13 protein-coding genes and 1 tRNA gene are annotated in these 17,632 nt (G+C 61.8%); 3 read left to right on the top strand and 11 right to left on the bottom strand.

What is annotated here, in order from left to right; genetic code table 11:
- Nucleotides 1-7 precede the first annotated feature (7 nt).
- From GJB56_RS13980 to GJB56_RS14030, 11 genes are all read right to left on the bottom strand, one after another.
- Entirely contained in the window at nucleotides 8-1,489 is a 1,482-nt protein-coding gene (locus tag GJB56_RS13980; RefSeq protein ID WP_113683191.1) for a sugar transferase, read from the bottom strand.
- Nucleotides 1,490-1,809: 320 nt separating this feature from the next.
- A complete protein-coding gene (locus tag GJB56_RS13985; RefSeq protein WP_019744645.1) occupies nucleotides 1,810-2,646 on the bottom strand; it encodes a MazG family protein in 837 nt (278 codons plus the stop codon).
- 7 nt (nucleotides 2,647-2,653) lie between these two features.
- Nucleotides 2,654-6,280: a transcription-repair coupling factor gene (gene mfd, locus GJB56_RS13990; protein ID WP_031331022.1), complete on the bottom strand. Its 3,627-nt coding sequence runs from the start codon at nucleotides 6,278-6,280 to the stop codon at nucleotides 2,654-2,656.
- A gap of 128 nt (nucleotides 6,281-6,408) precedes the next feature.
- Nucleotides 6,409-8,994, bottom strand: a complete 2,586-nt coding sequence (locus tag GJB56_RS13995) for a glycosyl hydrolase 2 galactose-binding domain-containing protein (protein WP_113683192.1) — start codon at nucleotides 8,992-8,994, stop codon at nucleotides 6,409-6,411.
- Nucleotides 8,995-8,996: 2 nt separating this feature from the next.
- A complete protein-coding gene (locus GJB56_RS14000) occupies nucleotides 8,997-9,983 on the bottom strand; it encodes a DUF1839 family protein (RefSeq protein WP_070385479.1) in 987 nt (328 codons plus the stop codon).
- A complete protein-coding gene (locus tag GJB56_RS14005) occupies nucleotides 9,983-10,939 on the bottom strand; it encodes an amino acid--[acyl-carrier-protein] ligase (RefSeq protein ID WP_031333718.1) in 957 nt (318 codons plus the stop codon). Before GJB56_RS14005 ends, GJB56_RS14000 begins: the two co-directional genes overlap by 1 nt.
- Nucleotides 10,936-12,126, bottom strand: coding sequence for an acyl-CoA dehydrogenase family protein (locus tag GJB56_RS14010; RefSeq protein ID WP_042952515.1), 1,191 nt, complete (start codon nucleotides 12,124-12,126; stop codon nucleotides 10,936-10,938). The genes GJB56_RS14005 and GJB56_RS14010 overlap by 4 nt, the downstream gene beginning before the upstream one ends.
- Entirely contained in the window at nucleotides 12,123-12,365 is a 243-nt protein-coding gene (locus GJB56_RS14015) for an acyl carrier protein (protein WP_113683193.1), read from the bottom strand. Before GJB56_RS14015 ends, GJB56_RS14010 begins: the two co-directional genes overlap by 4 nt.
- Nucleotides 12,358-12,804, bottom strand: a complete 447-nt coding sequence (locus tag GJB56_RS14020; RefSeq protein ID WP_113683194.1) for a holo-ACP synthase — start codon at nucleotides 12,802-12,804, stop codon at nucleotides 12,358-12,360. The genes GJB56_RS14015 and GJB56_RS14020 overlap by 8 nt, the downstream gene beginning before the upstream one ends.
- A 285-nt stretch (nucleotides 12,805-13,089) precedes the next feature.
- A complete protein-coding gene (locus GJB56_RS14025) occupies nucleotides 13,090-13,731 on the bottom strand; it encodes a ScbR family autoregulator-binding transcription factor (RefSeq protein WP_003946317.1) in 642 nt (213 codons plus the stop codon).
- 189 nt (nucleotides 13,732-13,920) lie between these two features.
- Nucleotides 13,921-14,574, bottom strand: coding sequence for a TetR/AcrR family transcriptional regulator (locus tag GJB56_RS14030; protein ID WP_019744652.1), 654 nt, complete (start codon nucleotides 14,572-14,574; stop codon nucleotides 13,921-13,923).
- Between the two features lie 154 nt (nucleotides 14,575-14,728).
- Here GJB56_RS14030 and GJB56_RS14035 point away from each other — a divergent pair.
- The 3 genes from GJB56_RS14035 (at nucleotide 14,729) to GJB56_RS14045 (ending at nucleotide 17,397) form a co-directional block, all read left to right on the top strand.
- A tRNA-Gln gene (locus GJB56_RS14035) sits at nucleotides 14,729-14,799 on the top strand.
- A 90-nt stretch (nucleotides 14,800-14,889) separates the two neighbouring features.
- On the top strand, nucleotides 14,890-16,344 hold the full coding sequence (glmU, locus tag GJB56_RS14040) for a bifunctional UDP-N-acetylglucosamine diphosphorylase/glucosamine-1-phosphate N-acetyltransferase GlmU (protein ID WP_113683195.1): 1,455 nt from the start codon (nucleotides 14,890-14,892) through the stop codon (nucleotides 16,342-16,344).
- A 72-nt stretch (nucleotides 16,345-16,416) separates the two neighbouring features.
- The gene (locus tag GJB56_RS14045; RefSeq protein WP_020970292.1) at nucleotides 16,417-17,397 is read left to right on the top strand and encodes a ribose-phosphate diphosphokinase; all 981 of its coding nucleotides are present in this window, start codon (nucleotides 16,417-16,419) and stop codon (nucleotides 17,395-17,397) included.
- The last annotated feature ends 235 nt before the right edge of the window (nucleotides 17,398-17,632 follow it).

Below are 17,632 nucleotides of genomic sequence, written 5' to 3' on the forward strand. Positions count from 1 at the left end.
TGGCCGGTCAGTACGCTCCGTCACTCCTGAGCACTGCGGATACAGTCTTGGTGATGATCGAGATATTCTGCGCCGCAGACCAATTCTCCACGTAGGAAGAGTCCAGTCGAACAGATTCTTCCCACGAGAGGTCACTGCGACCACTTACCTGCCAGAGACCGGTGATACCAGGCTTGACCAGCAGGCGTCGGGCAACCTCGTCGTCGTACATCTCGACCTCACGCCGCAACGGCGGCCGCGGACCGACAACGCTCATCTCGCCGCGAATGACGTTGAAGAACTGTGGTAGCTCGTCGATGCTCAATCGACGAAGGATCTTGCCGACGGACGTGATTCGTGGATCCTCCCGCATCTTGAACAACACGCCTCCCGCGCCTTCGTTGTCCCCCATCAGATCGACAACCTGCTGATCGGCGCCTTCCACCATGGTACGAAACTTCAACATAGGGAACGGTTTCCCGTTGAGGCCGATGCGTTCTGCCTTGTAGAACACCGGGCCTTTCGACGTGAACTTGACCGCAGCGGCGGCGGCGACCATGACCGGCGCCACGAGGAGGATCATCAGCATCGAGAACACCGCGTCGAAAACAGCGGGCGCAAGCCGGTTGGCGCCCTGGTAGCGCGGTCGCGCAACGTGAATCAACGGGAGTCCTGCCGCCGGGCGAAACATCAAGCGAGCCTTCGACACGTCGGCTACGACCGGTGAAACCACCATGTCGACGCCCTCGGCTTCGAGGTCCCACATCAGCTTGCGTATGCCCACCTGCCCGAGGTCTTCGGTTCCGGTGACGATGACGGTGTCTGCGCCGCTTGCGCGCATCGCCTCGACCACCTCGAACTCGTTGCCCAATACCGGGACCGCTGCGCCGTCGACGACGATGTGATCGTCCAGCGCGGTCGCCCGACGCGGAATACACGCTCCCACAACGTCGTAGCCTGCCGAGGAGTCCCGCACGAAGGCTCGCGTAGTAGCAACGACGGACGCGTGTCCACCGACCAACAGCACCGAGTTGCGGCACTCCCCGCTCGCACGCTTCTTTCGAATGTCGCGTCGCCAGAGGTAGCGCCCGAGAAGCAGCGCAGCGAGCCCGACGGGCAGTGCGATCATGAGATAGCTACGCGCGATTCCTACGCCGAGAATGATCCCGGCCAAGGCGCCCACTCCGAAGACTTGGCCGGTAGCGAGCAGCACCTTCTCGTACTCGTCGCTGCCCTCGCCCAGCATCGACTGATGACGGCTGCGTCCGCGTGCGAGCGCGATCATCCACAGCCCTCCCAGCGCTGCAGACGCAATCACCTTGAGTGGTGTCAGCCACTCGATGGGATGCGGCCACATGCTGCCGATCTGTGCGAGCGCGATCACGAACAGAACCGTGATCGAATCGCTCACGGCAATCCGCTTCCGGTATGCCCGACGCCAGTCGGTGCCGACATGAGCGGAATCCTGCAATGCTGCCGACCGGCTCTCCACCTCAGCATGAACGCTCATTTGCCATCAGTCCTTCTAGTCATTCGAATGACTTCAGCGGGTCGAACGGATTCAGCGGATCGCTGATCGGTAGCCACTGCGAGCCTCCAGGTACGGCAACACCCCGCCGGTTGCCGTACCTCGCTGCTCGCAGTGCAGAAACGAACCGTCATCGGACCCCCCTACATAACTGCCGATCAAGGGCCACTTCGTGCGATAAAACGACCCAGTGTTGCTCATTTCGTACGTAAACATACCTTAGGTTTGTTTCAACTGCACTCACCGAGTCCAGGCTATTTCCCGGTTGCCAGATGATTACCGGGCAATTACGTCAAAGTGGGCTAATCCTCCACGTTTTGGAAACGTCTTCCCTCACGAATCCGAATGTCGGCGATCAGCATGTCCAGGGCGCCCAGGAGTGCAGTGTCGGCGCGTCGGCACTGTTCGATCAAAGCTTCCAGATCAGCTTCGTCGGCGCTTTCGATCACACCGGCTTTGGTGGCCCGGCTCAGTACTTTTTCGGCGAGGAGCAACGGCGGCTGCGACCGAGCGATGCCGTCCATGGACGACGCGCGCGCCTTCTCGGCAGCCTTCAAAGCGTCCCACGCCCGCTCTTGCTCAGCGATGTCGACCACTCCGGAACTGACCAGGTGCGGGCTGCGGTGCACAAGTTTCGCGATCAATGCGCCGGCCACGTCGTCCAATTCGAAAACGTCGTGAGATTGAGCGATCCGCGAGTGGAACAACACCTGGAGCAACAGATCGCCGAGTTCCTCACGGAGATCGCTCTCGTCGTCGCTTCGAATCGCGTCGAGTACCTCATAGGTCTCCTCGACGAGGTAAACCGACAGGCTCTCGTGCGTCTGGGTCGACTCCCAACCGCCGCGATTCCACAACCGGTCCATGATCGACGCCGCTTCCACCAGTCGATCGCCGTGAATGGGTTCGGCGCGAATCATCTTTACCCCAGCGGCAGACAACGCCTCGATCTTCGGCTCGGCGGTGTCCATCATCACAGTCACCGCGGCGCCGGGTGTCGTGGCCGGCAATGCGCCGCGTACCGAGTCGGGAACGTCCGGGTCGATATCGATCGCGCCGGACAGGAACGGGAGCGCCTCCAGCGGAAAGACATGCGGCCGCAGAGGATCGAGCAGTACGACGACGGGCGATTCGTTCACCGTGTGCTCACGCCTCGACCAGGACGGCACCGGCGGCGCGCCCGTCTATCGCCAGGATGAAGTCCGCGATGTACTGAAGTAGTTCGACGTCCCGCAGGCGATCCGAGCCGACTCCGCCGGTGCGAGGCAGCGGGAGTTGCACGAGCCCGGTCGTTGCCCGGTACTGCGCGCTCGGATAGATCCTCTTGAGCCTGATCTGTTTGGAATCGGGCAGTGACATCGGCGAGATCTTGAGCTGAGTTCCGGTGACGGCGACTTCCTCCAGTTGGTACTCGCGGCAGAGCAGTCGAAGCTTGGCCACCGAGATCAGCCGTCGAACCTCTTCGGGCAGTGGGCCGTAGCGATCGACCAGTTCTTCGACTACGGCAGCGATGCCGTCGGAATCAGTTGCCGCAGCGAGCTTGCGGTACCCCTCCAACCTGAGCCTGTCACTGGTGACATAGTCGGGCGGGATGTGCGCGTCCACCGGTAGGTCGATCCGGACTTCCTTCGTGCCCTCGTCCATGGTGATCGGTTTGCCGTCGGCTGCAGCCCGGAAGGCTTCGACCGCCTCACCGACCAGCCTGACATACAGATCGAACCCGACGCCCGCGACGTGGCCGGACTGCTCTGCGCCCAGAACGTTTCCGGCTCCACGGATTTCGAGGTCCTTCATCGCGACTGCCATACCGGCGCCGAGGTCCGAATTCTGCGAAATCGTTGCCAGTCGGTCGTATGCCGTTTCCGTCAACGGCTTTTCGGCCGGGTACAGGAAGTATGCGTATCCACGTTCACGACTACGCCCGACGCGTCCGCGAAGCTGATGCAACTGCGAGAGGCCAAGCGAGTCCGCACGTTCGACGATCAGTGTGTTCGCGTTCGAGATGTCCAGACCGGTTTCGATGATCGTGGTACAGACCAACACGTCGAAGTCGCGTTCCCAGAAGCCCTGCACGGTCTTTTCGAGAGTGTCCTCGTTCATCTGACCGTGCGCGACGACGACGCGAGCCTCCGGGACGAGTTCACGGATCTTCTTGGCTGCCTTGTCGATCGAGCTGACACGGTTGTGTACGTAGAAGACCTGACCGTCGCGCAGAAGTTCACGCCGGATGGCCGCGGCAACCTGCTTGTCCGCATACGCGCCGACGTAAGTGAGGATCGGATGACGTTCTTCCGGTGGTGTGAGGATCGTGGACATCTCGCGGATCCCGGCCATGCTCATCTCGAGAGTACGAGGAATCGGGGTAGCCGACATCGTCAGGACGTCGACGTGGGTGCGTAGTGCCTTGATGTGTTCCTTGTGCTCGACTCCGAATCGCTGTTCCTCGTCGACGATCACAAGCCCGAGGTCTTTCCAGCGAATACCGGTCTGCAGCAACCGGTGAGTACCGACGACGATGTCGATCTCGCCTTCGGCCATGCCGGCGATGATTTCCTTCGAGTCCTTGGCGTCGGTGAAACGGGACAGCCCTCGCACCTTCACCGGGAACGACGCCATTCGTTCCGTGAACGTCTGAAGATGTTGCTGTGCAAGCAGAGTCGTCGGGACCAGTACCGCCACCTGCTTGCCGTCCTGGACTGCCTTGAACGCGGCACGAACGGCGATCTCCGTCTTGCCGTACCCGACGTCACCGATCACCACCCGGTCCATCGGAACCGGCTTCTCCATGTCGGCCTTGACCTCACTGATGACGGTCAACTGGTCGATGGTCTCGGTGAAGGCGAATGCGTCTTCGAGTTCCTTCTGCCACGGCGTGTCCGGGCCGAACGCATGCCCCGGGGCCGCCTGACGCGCAGCGTAGAGCTGAACCAACTCACCCGCGATCTCACGAACCGCCTTGCGGGCCTTACGCTTGGTGTTTGCCCAGTCGGATCCACCGAGCTTGCTCAGCGCAGGCAACTCTCCACCGACGTACCGGGAGAGTTGATCGAGCGATTCCATCGGGACGAACAGACGATCACCCGGGTGACCACGCTTGCTCGGCGCGTACTCGATGACCAGGTATTCACGACGCGCCCCGCCGATGGTGCGTTCGACCATCTCGACGAACCGGCCGATACCGTGCTGATCGTGCACGACCATGTCCCCTGCAGACAGCGCGAGGGGATCGACCTGATTGCGGCGCTTGGCCGGCAAGCGCTTTCCGTCGCCGACCGCAGCAACGCGGTTGCCCGTCAGATCGGACTCGGTGACGATCACCATCCCCGGCGTCGAGTCGTCGCCGGCGAGTACCAGTCCGTCGTGCAGAGACCCGCGGAGCACCGCGACCTGTCCGCGGGCAGGGGTCGCTCCGCCATCGAGCATCTTGGCGGGCACTTCGGCTTCACCGAGTCGCTCGACGACTCGGCTTGCTGTGCCGGCGCCTGCCACCACGATCGCCGCGCGACCGCCCGTGCTCACATGTGCCCGGAGGCTGACGAACAGCTCGGCCAACAGGTCGTCGGAACCACGTACCTGCGGTGCCGCCTGAACCGGGATTTCCAGTTCTTCACCATTTCCCGACGCCAGCGGGCTGACCGTCCACCACGGACGGCCGGCAGCTTCGGCAGATTCGCGAACATGACGAAGCGACCGGTATGCGGAGGCACCGAGATCGACTCCCCCGCCGTTGAGGATCGACGTGTCGAGCGGTGCAGCGCCGCCGATCGACGCCGCCGTCCACGATGCTTCCAAGAATTCCTGGCCGGTGCGCACCAGGTCGGTGGCGCGGGTGCGCACCTTCTCCGGATCGCACAGAAGGATGTGTGCCCCTACCGGAAGGACATCGGAAAGTAGTTGCAGTTCACCGGGTTTGAGAACCGGGAGCAGAGCTTCCATCCCCTCGACGGGGATGCCTGCCGAGATCTTGTCCAGCATCTCGACCAACGACGCGTCAGCCTGATTCTCAGCAGCGAGTGCCGCAGCTCGATCGCGAACATCAGCTGTCAGAATCAGTTCACGACACGGCGGCGCGATCACGGAATCGACGTCGACGTCCGGTAGCGAACGCTGATCGGCGACAGAGAAGTACCGAAGCTCCGATACCTCGTCACCCCAGAATTCGATACGTACCGGATGATCCGCCGTCGGCGAGAACAGGTCGAGAATGCCGCCGCGGACCGCGAACTCACCACGCTTTCCCACCATGTCGACACGGCTGTACGCCATCTCCACCAGGCGAACCAGAACAGAATCGAAATCGATCTCGGTGCCGACGCGCAACGTGATCGGCTCGATCTCGCCAAGACCCGGCGCCATCGGCTGAACGAGAGAGCGCACCGTGGTCACGATCACCCGAAGAGGCGAGCCGTACGAGGCGTCGTCTGGTCTGGCGAGTCGGCGCAGTACCTCCACCCGTCGCCCGACGGTGTCCGCGCTCGGCGACAGTCGCTCGTGCGGCAATGTTTCCCACGACGGGAACTGCGCGACGCCTCCACCGAGCATCTCGGTGAGTTCTGACGTCAGATCGTCGGCTTCGCGACCGGTGGCCGTCACCAGCAGCACCGGAGTGCGCGCGGCAAGTGCAGCGGCGATGAATGGTCGAGCCGGCTTCGGCGCCACGATGTCCAGGGCAGGCGCACCGATCGAGTCGATCACTGGAGTGAACGCGGCGTCTGCGAGGGCGACCTCGGCGAGTCCAGCGAGCGCAGTCTGGGCAGAGGACAAGGAAGTCAACGAACGCACTCCTGAACAGTGATGACGGGTTGCGGACGCACAGCCCGAGCGCAAGATCTCCACCGAGGCAGAGTTGTGCGCCGGTTCGATTCTATCGGTGCGCGATCTCGCAGCGCAGTCCGATCCGTTCAGTTTCCCGTAACGCTCGGCTTCTTCGTCGTCCGCTTGGCCGGTGAAGATCGGGTGGCCGGTGCGCTCGGCGGTGCCACAGCCACGCTGGTGTGAGAGTTGAGCGCCCGAACCCGGCCGATTACCTTCGTTGCCTGGCTGGTTCTCCGTAGACATACAGTCCTGCGACCGTTCGGCGCGAGGTGGAACCAGGAGTCTTCGGGCTCGAAGCCCTGCAGTTCGAGGGCAACGTATTGGGCGGAAGCATCCGTCGAGACGTCGACTACCCACTCTTCGTCGCCGACGTTGCGCGCCGTGGCGACAAGTCCGACCGACCGCTCGAGGGGCCGTGCCGGACTCCCCAGGAGGTGCACCACTTCGTCCACCATCTCGCCGTCTTCGTCTTCGAGCGTGACGGTGACGGCGTCGTATGTCCGCGCCCCGAACTGAAAGACGTGAGTGAGGTCGGTGAAACGGCCGACAAGGCTGTCCACGGACCAGGTCAGACTCGAGTGCGATTCCACCTTGACCGGTAGCGCGACGTCGACTGGGACGACACCTGACCGACTGTGCGCTCGAAACCTGATCTCGCCGACGACAGGTTCGGCAGTCTCGTTGATCGCGTCGAGCCTCAGTCCGTCCATACCGTCGTCCGTGACGAGGAGCGCGATCGGTTTGGCGCTCCTACGGAGCACGAACCACGGAGCCTTGGGGCTGCCGCTCCAATCGAGGACCCCCCATCCCGGCCCGGGCTCCAGGTCTCGCAGTGCGAGTGTCAAGGCGCCGTCGCACCGAGAATCCGGGCGACGCCAATAGCCGAGCGTCGAGGCGAACGCCTCACATACGGCTGCTCGCCCCAGGTCGAGATAGCGTTCCGGGTCGGACCACCGGACTTCACGAGCGTCTTCGCCGAAAAGCGCGTGGACGTAGTGATCCCGAACATCCTCGAAATCCCACGACGATCCGTTGTCCCGCGGCACCGCGGCTTTCCATGCCGGGTGGTGCCCTGCGACGGCGAGCGAACCGAATTCGTTCTCAATCACGGCATTCGACGGTGGAATCGAAAATGCCAATGATTCGGTCGCAAAACGTACTCGCGCGCTGAGCACGTCGGCCAGTGGACGACGATAGGCACCCACCCCGAAGTAGTGAGCGACCCCGCTTCCGACATGCGTTGCCAATTGCTCTCCCCCGCGAGGCGCCGAGGGCGACGACGTCACGTATTCGAGTTCAGGTGCCACCGCCGAGATCAGCTCCGGCAGTCTCGAATGAATGAGCGGGATGTGTTGATCGACCAAGCCCAGCATGGTCGGCTGCTGTTCGGTCTCGCTGCCGCCGCAGAAGACTGCCAAAGCGGGATTTCCACGCACTCTGTGCAAGAACGCGGTGACCTCTGCTGCGACGAGTTCGAAGAATTCGTCGGTATCGGGCGGATCAAGCGTCGCCAACATCATGTCCTGCCACACGAGAATGCCCAGTCGCGCGCATTCCTCCCAGAAGTGGTCGCTCTCGTAGACCATCGTCCCCGGGATTCGAATCATGTTCAGGCCCGCCTCAGCCAGGCGTTCCAAGACACGAGTGGTGCCGGCGTCGTCTTGAAGCGAGATCGGGTCGGTCGGCACCCACACCGAACCACGGCAGTACACCCGGATGCCATTGACATTCAAACGGAATCCACCATCGGATCTGTCGGCCTCCACCGTCCGGAAGCCCACTGAACCGAGATGCTCGGAGACTCCGATCGTTTCTATCGTCACCGGATACGTGCGAGGAGCGCCATGAGTGTGCGGCCACCACAACTGCGCGTCCGGCACTTCGACGACGCCGGACACCTCGAGGAATCCGTCCGGTCCGGCAATTACAGCCAATTGTCGCGAGTGTTCGCCGACGCGCACGGTCACGTACTCCAGCGAGGCCGGCAATCCGGTGAGCCGAGCGCTGACGGCAACGTGACCGGTTGTGCCGTCAACACTCGCGTGCTTGACAGCCGAGACTACGGCGGCAACTCCCTTGTCCAACAACCGGATACCCCGCCACGGTCCCACCGGTACCGGAACGCCACTGAATACGGGAGCCATACCGAGCATCGTGGTTCGGATCCACCGAAGACCCTGTTCACGGACCATCGACGAGCGCCAACGTCCTCGAGGACGCCTCGATCTCAGAATCGCGGACAGAGAATGAAAATGAATAGCGACCTGGACGCGTTTACCAGCGCCGACTACGGCCGGAATGCTCACTTCCCCAGGCGTGAACATGGATTCAGTGGACGCGACATGGACGCCGCCGATCCAGACATCGGCAAACGCCGTCACACCGTCGAACTGGAGCAGCCACGACCCCTCACCGGTCGTGGCCACGGTAGTCACGAACCACCAGTCCGATGATGCAACAGACGATGATGAAACCGACGACGATGCAACGGACTTCGTGCGTCCGGCGTCCGTTTGCGCCGCCTGTATCGCACCAACGACTGTCCCAGGCACAGACGCTGCGACCCACTCGGTCACGGTTTCGAGGGCATCCGGATCAGATATGGATCCGGGTTCGGTTGCAGCGCATCGCCATATCGCGCCGGCCAGCAGGTCTGCTGACGAACGAGGCACTGTTAGACCAACCTCAAGTGTCGATGCGAGTCGACGCCGATTGTGTCGGCAACGACTTCCATCGCTCTCTTCCACGACACGGCCATCTCGTCGAGTTGCTCACGCGGGTCCACCGCGCGGCCCCTGGAGGCACGCGCCATCTGAAACTGCACGCTCTTGGCCCCGGACGCCACTTTGCGGAAATCTGGCGCAGCTTCGCCTGTCCCGGAGAAACCTGCAGTGTCCAAAAACTCGCTGGCGTCGGCTGCCAGCTCCGCGCTGGCACCACACTGACGAAGTAGCCCGAAGGACCAGAGGTGAAAGGCATCCATACCCGCCCCCTGCACCCATTCGAGGTCGTCGATCACCCGGCGTCCCAGCTCTCGCACGGGATTACCCGCGGCTCGAACCGCTACGTTCCGCCGAGCCACTTCGGCGATGTTTCCGGCGTTGGTCGCGTGAACCGGATTCAACCTGATCTGTTCGACGTAGGGCACGAACGAAGGAAGTGAGGAACGATCGAGATCGAAGACACCGGAGAAATCGTCGCCTCGCAGCAAGTAGTACCCGCTGTTGTGGAAGTATTCGAGCTCGCCGGCAACGCGATCGATCCGATTGGGCACGATCGTGGTCTTGGTGTGCCCCTCGTGATAACTCGTTCCGAGAGTGTCGGGAAGCCAGTATCCGTCGACTTCAACCGTCGACAGCATCCCAACCGCGAGGTTGTCCTCGACATGGATCAGCGGGGCCCGCCAGACGTTCATCTCGGCGACTTCGATTCCGTACAGCGCGTAGATGTCCTCGGCCTTGAGCTTGAGGAACGTCCACTGAGTCCCGTCGAACCGCGATGAGAAGGCACATGCCAGCGCCGGGACGGGGTCCAATCCCAGCGAATGCAACACTTCGATCCACAGATCCGTATAGCAGTTGGTCTGCGCCCACACCCGGTCGTCCTGGTGCAACGAATGGGGTTGGTAGCGATCAGGTGAAATGTCGATGAGCCGGGACATCAGATGCCCATTCGTTCGCGTACGGAGGTTGGCCACGCAGCCACATCAAGACCATGAGTCCGCAACAAGGACAACGCGATTCGCTCCATCCCGAAGCCGACGCACGAGCTGTGCGCCACCTCCCCCTCCGCCGTTCGGATGTCGAAGTTGACACCGAAATGGTCGAGATGGTTGTTCGAGGACACGATCGCCGTGCCCTCGTCGAGATCTCCGTAGAGCCGAACCGTCAGTTCCGTCTTGAGATTCTCTTCACGCTGGTTGGCTGCAAGCATCTTTCCGGCGCGTCCGAAGAAAGGATCATTGGCAATCACCGGGGTGGCGTCGAGTTCGAGCCGGCCGAGCACCTCGAGCCCCCGCTCGATCCAGTGCTCGCGATGCGCTCGCGCTGCCGCGGCGTCACCGATCGTCACGAACTCGTGCATCCGAAACGCTTGCATGCGAGCCGGATCGATCGCCGGTTCGTGCCGGAAGCAAAAACCGTAGATGTCCAGCAGCACCCCGCCTTCGGGGAGAACTCCGGTGTATCGCGCATAGGCAGGATGGCACGCTGCGGAGACGAGCATGGTCTCGGTCGGCTCGAGGTGGCGATCCCACGATTGTCCGTCGGCGCGATCGGCCAGCAGTCGCGCGTGATCGCGATTGGAACCAGCGAAGGTGTTGATGGCGCCGGTGAGGTTGGGAAACGAAGCGATGTAGTCGGTGCGCTCGAAACTGCTACGAGGGAACACCGGCGGGAACCGCAGCCGAGTCGCGGCGTCGCCTGGCCCCGCTGCAACCACCACTCGGTCGATACCGTCGACGATGTCCTCGAACACGCCGGAACGCCCGTAGAGTCCCGGTACCTCTGTCTCGACTAATAGTCCTTCGACGAGCAGTTCGCGTTGAAATGCAGCCCGAGCCCGATCCAGATCGGTCTCGCCTGTCACAGTCTCGGTTGTCACATTCTCCGTCGTCATAGCGTTCCCCGGTATCCGATAGCCATGTGCGCTGAACCTGCCATGATTCGATCGTTGTTCACCATCACCGCTGCGCCGTGCGCGTCACGAAGGTGCCGACCGAGCGAAAATTCGGTGTCCTCGCGATATCCCGAGATGCCACAGATCAGCATTGTCTGCCCCACGATTTCCACCACCGCGGTGGAGGCTGTGACTTTCAGGTTGTTCATCGCGAGCGAAAAGCCCACCGCTCCTGTCGCCTCGAAATCGGCGGCGCCTTCCGCAGCGTGGACTGCGCGGTCGTACCTGCGTGCAGAGGCGTCGACGAGATCGGCGAATTGTTGTGCCGAAGCAGCAACTTCGGCGAGCCGCAGCGCTCCGGGGGAAGTGACTCCGGGCTGCTTGCGTGCGGCGGCACGCACGTACTTGCGTGCCTTCTCGACTGCAGCGTCGGCAATTCCCAACCACACCGAGCTCCAGACGACGTGCGAGACCGGAAGCATCGTATGGGTGGAGATATCGGAATACGGTACGTCGGCGACCATCTCGGGCGTCGAGGTGGCCCGAAGGATGTAACCAAGACTGCAAGTTCCCCTGAGTCCCAGCGTGTTCCACTCGGTGGTGCGTTCGAGCGTCAGGTCTGGGGTACGACACACAACGAGAACCTGATCGTTCGGCTGACTCTCCGGGGTTCGCCGAGCCGTCACGACTATCGCGTCGGAGTGTTCGCCGTACGAAATGACAGGCGCGTTCTTGATCAACAGCAGATGACCGCCCAAGTCTTCGACCGCGCAGTAACTCCGGCTGACGTCACCACCGATTCCCAGCTCAGTGGTTGCCGATGCCAACAGCAGTTGCTTGTCGACCGTTTCTTCGACAAACCCGCGTAGCGCTTCGGTGTTGCCGTGCTTGACCAACGAGTAGATCTGCGTCTGATGCATCGCGAAAATCATTCCGCTTGCTGCACAGCGTGTTCCGATCACACGGGCGATCTGCGACACTTCCTGCAGCGAGAGTCCTTCGCCGCCTAGTTCCCTCGGCACAGCTACCGACAGCAGCCGTTCGCTTCGCATGGCGTCGACAGTTTCACGCGGAAACCTTGCCTCGGCATCGACTTCGTCGGCCCACACCGCTGCAACTTCGTCGGCCAGCCGTGTGGCCCGCTCGAGGGCTGTCCCGGTGGCGCACTGCGATTGCGGAGCGTTCATGCAGCACCCAACTCCGTCAACGCACCCTCGATCGCCTTGACGCTTGCGAAAGTACTCTTCCGCAAGAACTCGTCAGGGAACTCGATGTCGAACGAATCCTCCAGCGCCAACATGACATTCACGCTCGCGTGCGACGTCAAACCCAACTCGTAAAGATCGGCCTCTCCATCGATCGTGCTCACGTCGACTGCCAGCCGACCGTGCTCGACGAGCACTTTCCGAATTGCCTGATCAATCATCAGCGATGTCGTCCTTCTTTTCGATGCGAGTGCCCGAGCGTGTTGCGATCACCATTGCGATGGCCACGTCCGCTTCGTGCGAGATAGATACTTGAAAATCGTGCAGATCCTGGGCCCGCGCGAGTTCCGCGGCATTGCCGGACAGCGTCACCCCACAACCACCCCACTCGGCCCGAGTGATTTCGATGGAATTCCACGGGACGGGAACGTCACCCGGCCTGAGCACCTTCACAACAGCCTCTTTGGCGGCGAAGCGTGCAGCCAATCGTTGATCCCGCGCCGGCCCGGCGCACGTCTGCAATTCGTGCGGGGTGAAGGTCCGATCGAGATACCTCCGCCCGAAGAGTTCGATACTTCGAGTGACATCCACGACGTTCACTACGTCACAGCCGATCCGCGGGCCGATATCGAGCATCGGCGTCGGCGCAGTGTCACCCATCTGTTGACTCCCCATCTGGGGTCGTACACGCCGGGCAGCCCCCTATGCTGCCCGGTGCGCCGACGCCGTCACCCTGCCCTGACAAACCTTCATTCTCAGCAATTCTTCAGCTACCGGTAGAACATACCGCAATCCGAAGATGATGGGCAAGATCAGACTTCCAGATTCCCATCAACACCATAAACATACTCTTAGTTTGTTTCGAATGCAGAACAAAGAGAACAATGTCGCTACCAGGACATTTGCAGCAAACTGGCCAAGGAGCAGTGCGGAGAGTCAGTGATTTCAGTGATCGCTGGCAAGGCGGCGGGCCGCGAATTGCCTGAAGTACTCCACTTTCGATTCCGGGACCACGATCGGAAGTATCAGGTTCCACGATGCCTTCATGGAGTCCGAAAGCTCACGAACGGTCCCGGTCGCGGCTGCCATCAGCCGAACTCCGGACGCCACTTCCAACAGGAAACGAGCAATGTCAGCAGAATCCGCGTCCGAACGCAGATCACCTTCGTCTGCCGCACGGCTGGCAAGTTCACGGTAAATATCGAGCCACACGTCCAGAGTCGCCGGCCCGGAGCCCCGATAGTCCCCGATCTCGACCAACAAGCGGAACGTTGCTCTAACCATGGCGTCATGCGCACCGATGTCGACGATGACCGACGAAATACCGATCAGCGACTCGAGTGCGGGAGTGCGACGGTCCAACCAGAGCTCACATTTTGCGTCGAAACGCGCCGAACCCTCGTCGATCACCGCCCGCGCGAGTTCTTCCTTGGACCCGAAATGGAAGTACAGCGCGCCTTTGGTCACCTGCGACTCAGCGATGATCTCGCTCAAGCTGGCATTGGCATAACCCAGGCGCAAGAACACACCCGCTGCTCCGCGCAGCACCGAATCACGGGTGGCTTCTGCCCGCTCTTGCCTCACCATCGATCCGGCCTCCAATCACCACACATCGAACGAATCCTTGGTCTTACCCGTTCACAGCGTCAAAATGGAAGGCACGGTTCGGCATTCAACCCACCCTGCAAACAAATGAGACATTTGCCCATCAAACGATCGTGATACAGCGAACACAGCTTAGACCGCGATCCATCTCTGCGCGGCAGGCGCGCCTGGTTAACCCTCCAATTGTGGGTCGGCTTCCAGATTCGTCAGCCCATTCCAACACAAATTCACAAGGTGAGCGGCGACAACTTCCTTCGACGGAGTCCGTTCGTCGAGCCACCAAGTAGCCGTAGTGGACACCATGCCGACAAGCGCCTGTGCGTACATCGTTGCTAGTCCGGGGTCGAAACCGCGTCTGGAGAAGTCCCCCGCAAGCAGGTAGCCCACCTGACTGATCGCATCGTTGAGCAAGCTCGAATACGTCCCACTGGGCGCAACAACGGACGAATCGCGCACGAGTATCCGAAATCCGTCAGTGTGCTCTTCCACGTAGGTGAGCAAAGCCAACGCAACCCGCTCGACTCGAACTCTCGAGCGATTTTGCGAGAGCGAAGACGTGATCATCTCGAGGAGTCGCGACATCTCCCGGTCCACTACTACGGCGTACAGCCCCTCCTTGCCGCCGAAGTGCTCGTACACGACCGGCTTGGACACGTTTGCTCGCTGGGCGATCTCCTCGATCGACGTCGCTTCGTATCCCCGTTCGGCGAACAATGCCCGCCCGATCTCGATCAGTTGTTGCCGACGTTGGGTACCGGTCATCCGGATCCGTGTCACTCGTTCGGGAACTGGATCCCCGCCACCCGAACCGGACACCGCCGCCATTGTCTTCCTCTCGCCGACACACAAATTACTGCTGTGGACGCTCAGCCTATCGGGACTTCGGGGACCCAATCAGAGGAGCGGTTCGACCTACGGCGGGTCGGCATGCGATTATTCTTGCGCGCGTTCGGCCGCAAGGCTCGGCAATGCGTGGCAATCCGCCGTGGTGTAATGGCAGCACCTCTGATTTTGGTTCAGATAGTTCAGGTTCGAGTCCTGGCGGCGGAGCTGGTGAACAACATGCATTTTCCGAGCGGAAATGCGTGTCTTGATCGACAGCTTGATCGACAGTTTGATCGACAGAGGGAGCTCAAACCAGTGCAGACCGCCGTGATCGTTCTCGCAGCGGGTGCCGGTACACGAATGAAGTCGAAGACTCCCAAGGTCCTCCACACTCTTGCCGGACGCAGCATGCTGGCACATTCGCTTCACGCGGCAACCTCACTGAACCCCACGCACCTGGTTACCGTCGTCGGTCACGATCGTGAGCGTGTCACCGAAGCAGTCAACGCAGTCGCGGGTGAACTGGGCCGGCCCGTCACCGTCGCCGTTCAGGACGAGCAGAAGGGCACCGGGCACGCCGTCAGTTGCGGACTCGAGGGTCTGCCGGTCGACTTCGCCGGAACCGTACTCGTGACGGCCGCCGACGTGCCGCTGCTCGACGGCAAGACCATCGCAGACCTCCTCGCTCAGCACACTGCCGCTCCCGCGGCCGCGGTCACGGTGTTGACGTCGACTGCCCTCGACCCCACCGGCTACGGACGGATCCTTCGTACGACGGACGGCGAAGTCAACGCCATCGTCGAAGAGAAGGAAGCCACCGATTCGCAGCGCTCGATCACCGAGGTCAATTCAGGTGTCTACGCCTTCGACTTCGAGACTCTGCGCGATGCGCTGGCGTCTCTCGACTCCAACAACGCACAGCACGAGTTCTATCTCACTGATGTGATCATGATCGCCCGTCGCGCGGGCAAGCGTGTTCGCGCGCAGCACATCGCGGATTCGGTTCTCGTCGCGGGCGCCAACGACCGCGTGCAGCTCTCGACGCTCGCCCGCGAGATGAACCGTCGGATCCTCGAGACCTGGATGCGTGCCGGCGTCACCGTCGTCGATCCGGCGAGCACGTGGATCGATTGCGGCGTGCACATCGCACAGGACGTGACGCTCCTGCCCGGAGTTCAGTTGACCGGCACAACGTCGGTGGGCGAGGACGCCGTGATCGGCCCCGACACCACCTTGGACAACGTGAGCGTCGGGGAGCGCGCGCAAGTCGTCCGCTCCCACGGGACCGACTCCGTAATCGGAGCCGACGCGACCGTCGGTCCTTTCGCCTACCTGCGGCCGGCTACACGCCTCGGTGACCACGGGAAGATCGGCGCATACGTGGAAACGAAGAACGCGGACATCGGCGAGCATTCGAAGATTCCGCATCTTACCTACGTCGGCGACGCCACCATCGGCCATCACAGCAACATCGGGGCTTCGAGCGTCTTCGTCAATTACGACGGCGTGAACAAGAGCCGTACTGTGGTGGGGTCGCATGTGCGAACCGGTTCCGACACGATGTTCGTCGCCCCGCTCACCGTTGGTGACGGCGCATATACCGGGGCCGGAACCGTTCTGCGAAACGACGTACCGCCAGGGGCGCTTGCCGTCTCCGGTGGTTTGCAGCGCAACATCGAGGGCTGGGTCCAGAAGAATCGTCCCGGCACGCCCGCGGCCGATGCTGCAGCAGCAGCAGCTGCACAACCTGACGGCCCTGCAACAACCTGACAGCCCTGCACTACCTGACAGCACAGATCACCACCAGATCGACCGGCAAGTACAAAAGGATGGCATGAACCAGTGACTGCGAATTGGATCGACAACCAGAAGAACCTGATGTTGTTCTCGGGTCGCGCACATCCCGAGTTGGCGGAGCAGGTGGCGAAGGAACTCGACATCAGCGTCACCCCGCAGACCGCGCGCGACTTCGCGAACGGTGAGATCTTCGTTCGATTCGAAGAGTCGGTTCGCGGCTCCGACGCGTTCGTCCTGCAGAGTCATCCGGCACCGCTGAACACGTGGGTGATGGAGCAGCTCATCATGATCGACGCTCTCAAGCGTGGATCGGCCAAGCGCATCACTGCCGTTCTTCCGTTCTACCCGTACGCCCGCCAGGACAAGAAGCACCGCGGACGCGAGCCGATCTCCGCTCGCCTGATCGCTGACCTGCTCAAGACCGCCGGCGCCGATCGCATCATCACGGTCGACCTGCATACCGATCAGATCCAGGGCTTTTTCGACGGCCCCGTCGATCACATGCACGCACACAGCCAGTTGGCCAACCATATTCGCGCGGGCTACAACCTCGAGAACATCACGGTGGTCTCCCCCGACTCGGGCCGCGTTCGCGTCGCCGAGAAATGGGCCGACTCGCTCGGCGGAGCGCCGCTGGCGTTCATTCACAAGACGCGCGATCCCTTGGTACCCAACCAGGTCAAGTCCAACCGCGTCGTCGGTGATGTCGAAGGTCGCACCTGCATCCTGATCGACGACATGATCGACACCGGCGGAACCATCGCCGGCGCGGTCAAGGTACTCAAGGAGGCCGGAGCGGGTGACGTCGTCATCGCTGCAACCCACGGCGTCCTCTCCGACCCTGCTGCCGAGCGTCTGTCGACGTGTGGCGCAAAGGAAGTTGTTGTCACCAATACACTTCCGATCGACGAGTCGAAGAAGTTCCCGACGCTGACGGTGCTGTCCATCGCACCGCTGCTGGCTCGCACCATCAAGGAAGTTTTCGAGAACGGTTCTGTGACTTCGCTGTTCAACGGCAGCGCCTAGTCTCACGCTGTTCTACGGGCGCGTACCTGTGACTTCACGGTCACTGGTACGCGCCCGTCGTCGTCTTCGTGAACACCACAGAAACAGACCACCCGGTCATCATGAAACCACCTGTGGGACACACGAATACCACCGAATACGGCATTCAGCATGATCTTGATCACGCCCACGACCAGAAACCCAGGTCGATGTTGGGGCGGTGTTCACCGCGCCGCAATCTTCGCCTAGTGTGGCT

Origin of the sequence: Rhodococcus sp. AQ5-07 (genome assembly GCF_009707305.1) — a bacterium.
Classification (GTDB): domain Bacteria; phylum Actinomycetota; class Actinomycetes; order Mycobacteriales; family Mycobacteriaceae; genus Rhodococcus_F; species Rhodococcus_F erythropolis.

Coding starts and splice junctions, on each gene's coding strand:
- GJB56_RS13980 (WP_113683191.1), bottom strand. CDS start 1,489: ATGAGCGTTCATGCTGAGGTGGAGAGCCGGTCGGCAGCATTGCAGGAT.
- GJB56_RS14000 (WP_070385479.1), bottom strand. CDS start 9,983: ATGTCCCGGCTCATCGACATTTCACCTGATCGCTACCAACCCCATTCG.
- GJB56_RS14005 (WP_031333718.1), bottom strand. CDS start 10,939: ATGACGACGGAGAATGTGACAACCGAGACTGTGACAGGCGAGACCGAT.
- GJB56_RS14010 (WP_042952515.1), bottom strand. CDS start 12,126: ATGAACGCTCCGCAATCGCAGTGCGCCACCGGGACAGCCCTCGAGCGG.
- GJB56_RS14015 (WP_113683193.1), bottom strand. CDS start 12,365: ATGATTGATCAGGCAATTCGGAAAGTGCTCGTCGAGCACGGTCGGCTG.
- GJB56_RS14020 (WP_113683194.1), bottom strand. CDS start 12,804: ATGGGTGACACTGCGCCGACGCCGATGCTCGATATCGGCCCGCGGATC.
- GJB56_RS14025 (WP_003946317.1), bottom strand. CDS start 13,731: ATGGTGAGGCAAGAGCGGGCAGAAGCCACCCGTGATTCGGTGCTGCGC.
- GJB56_RS14030 (WP_019744652.1), bottom strand. CDS start 14,574: ATGGCGGCGGTGTCCGGTTCGGGTGGCGGGGATCCAGTTCCCGAACGA.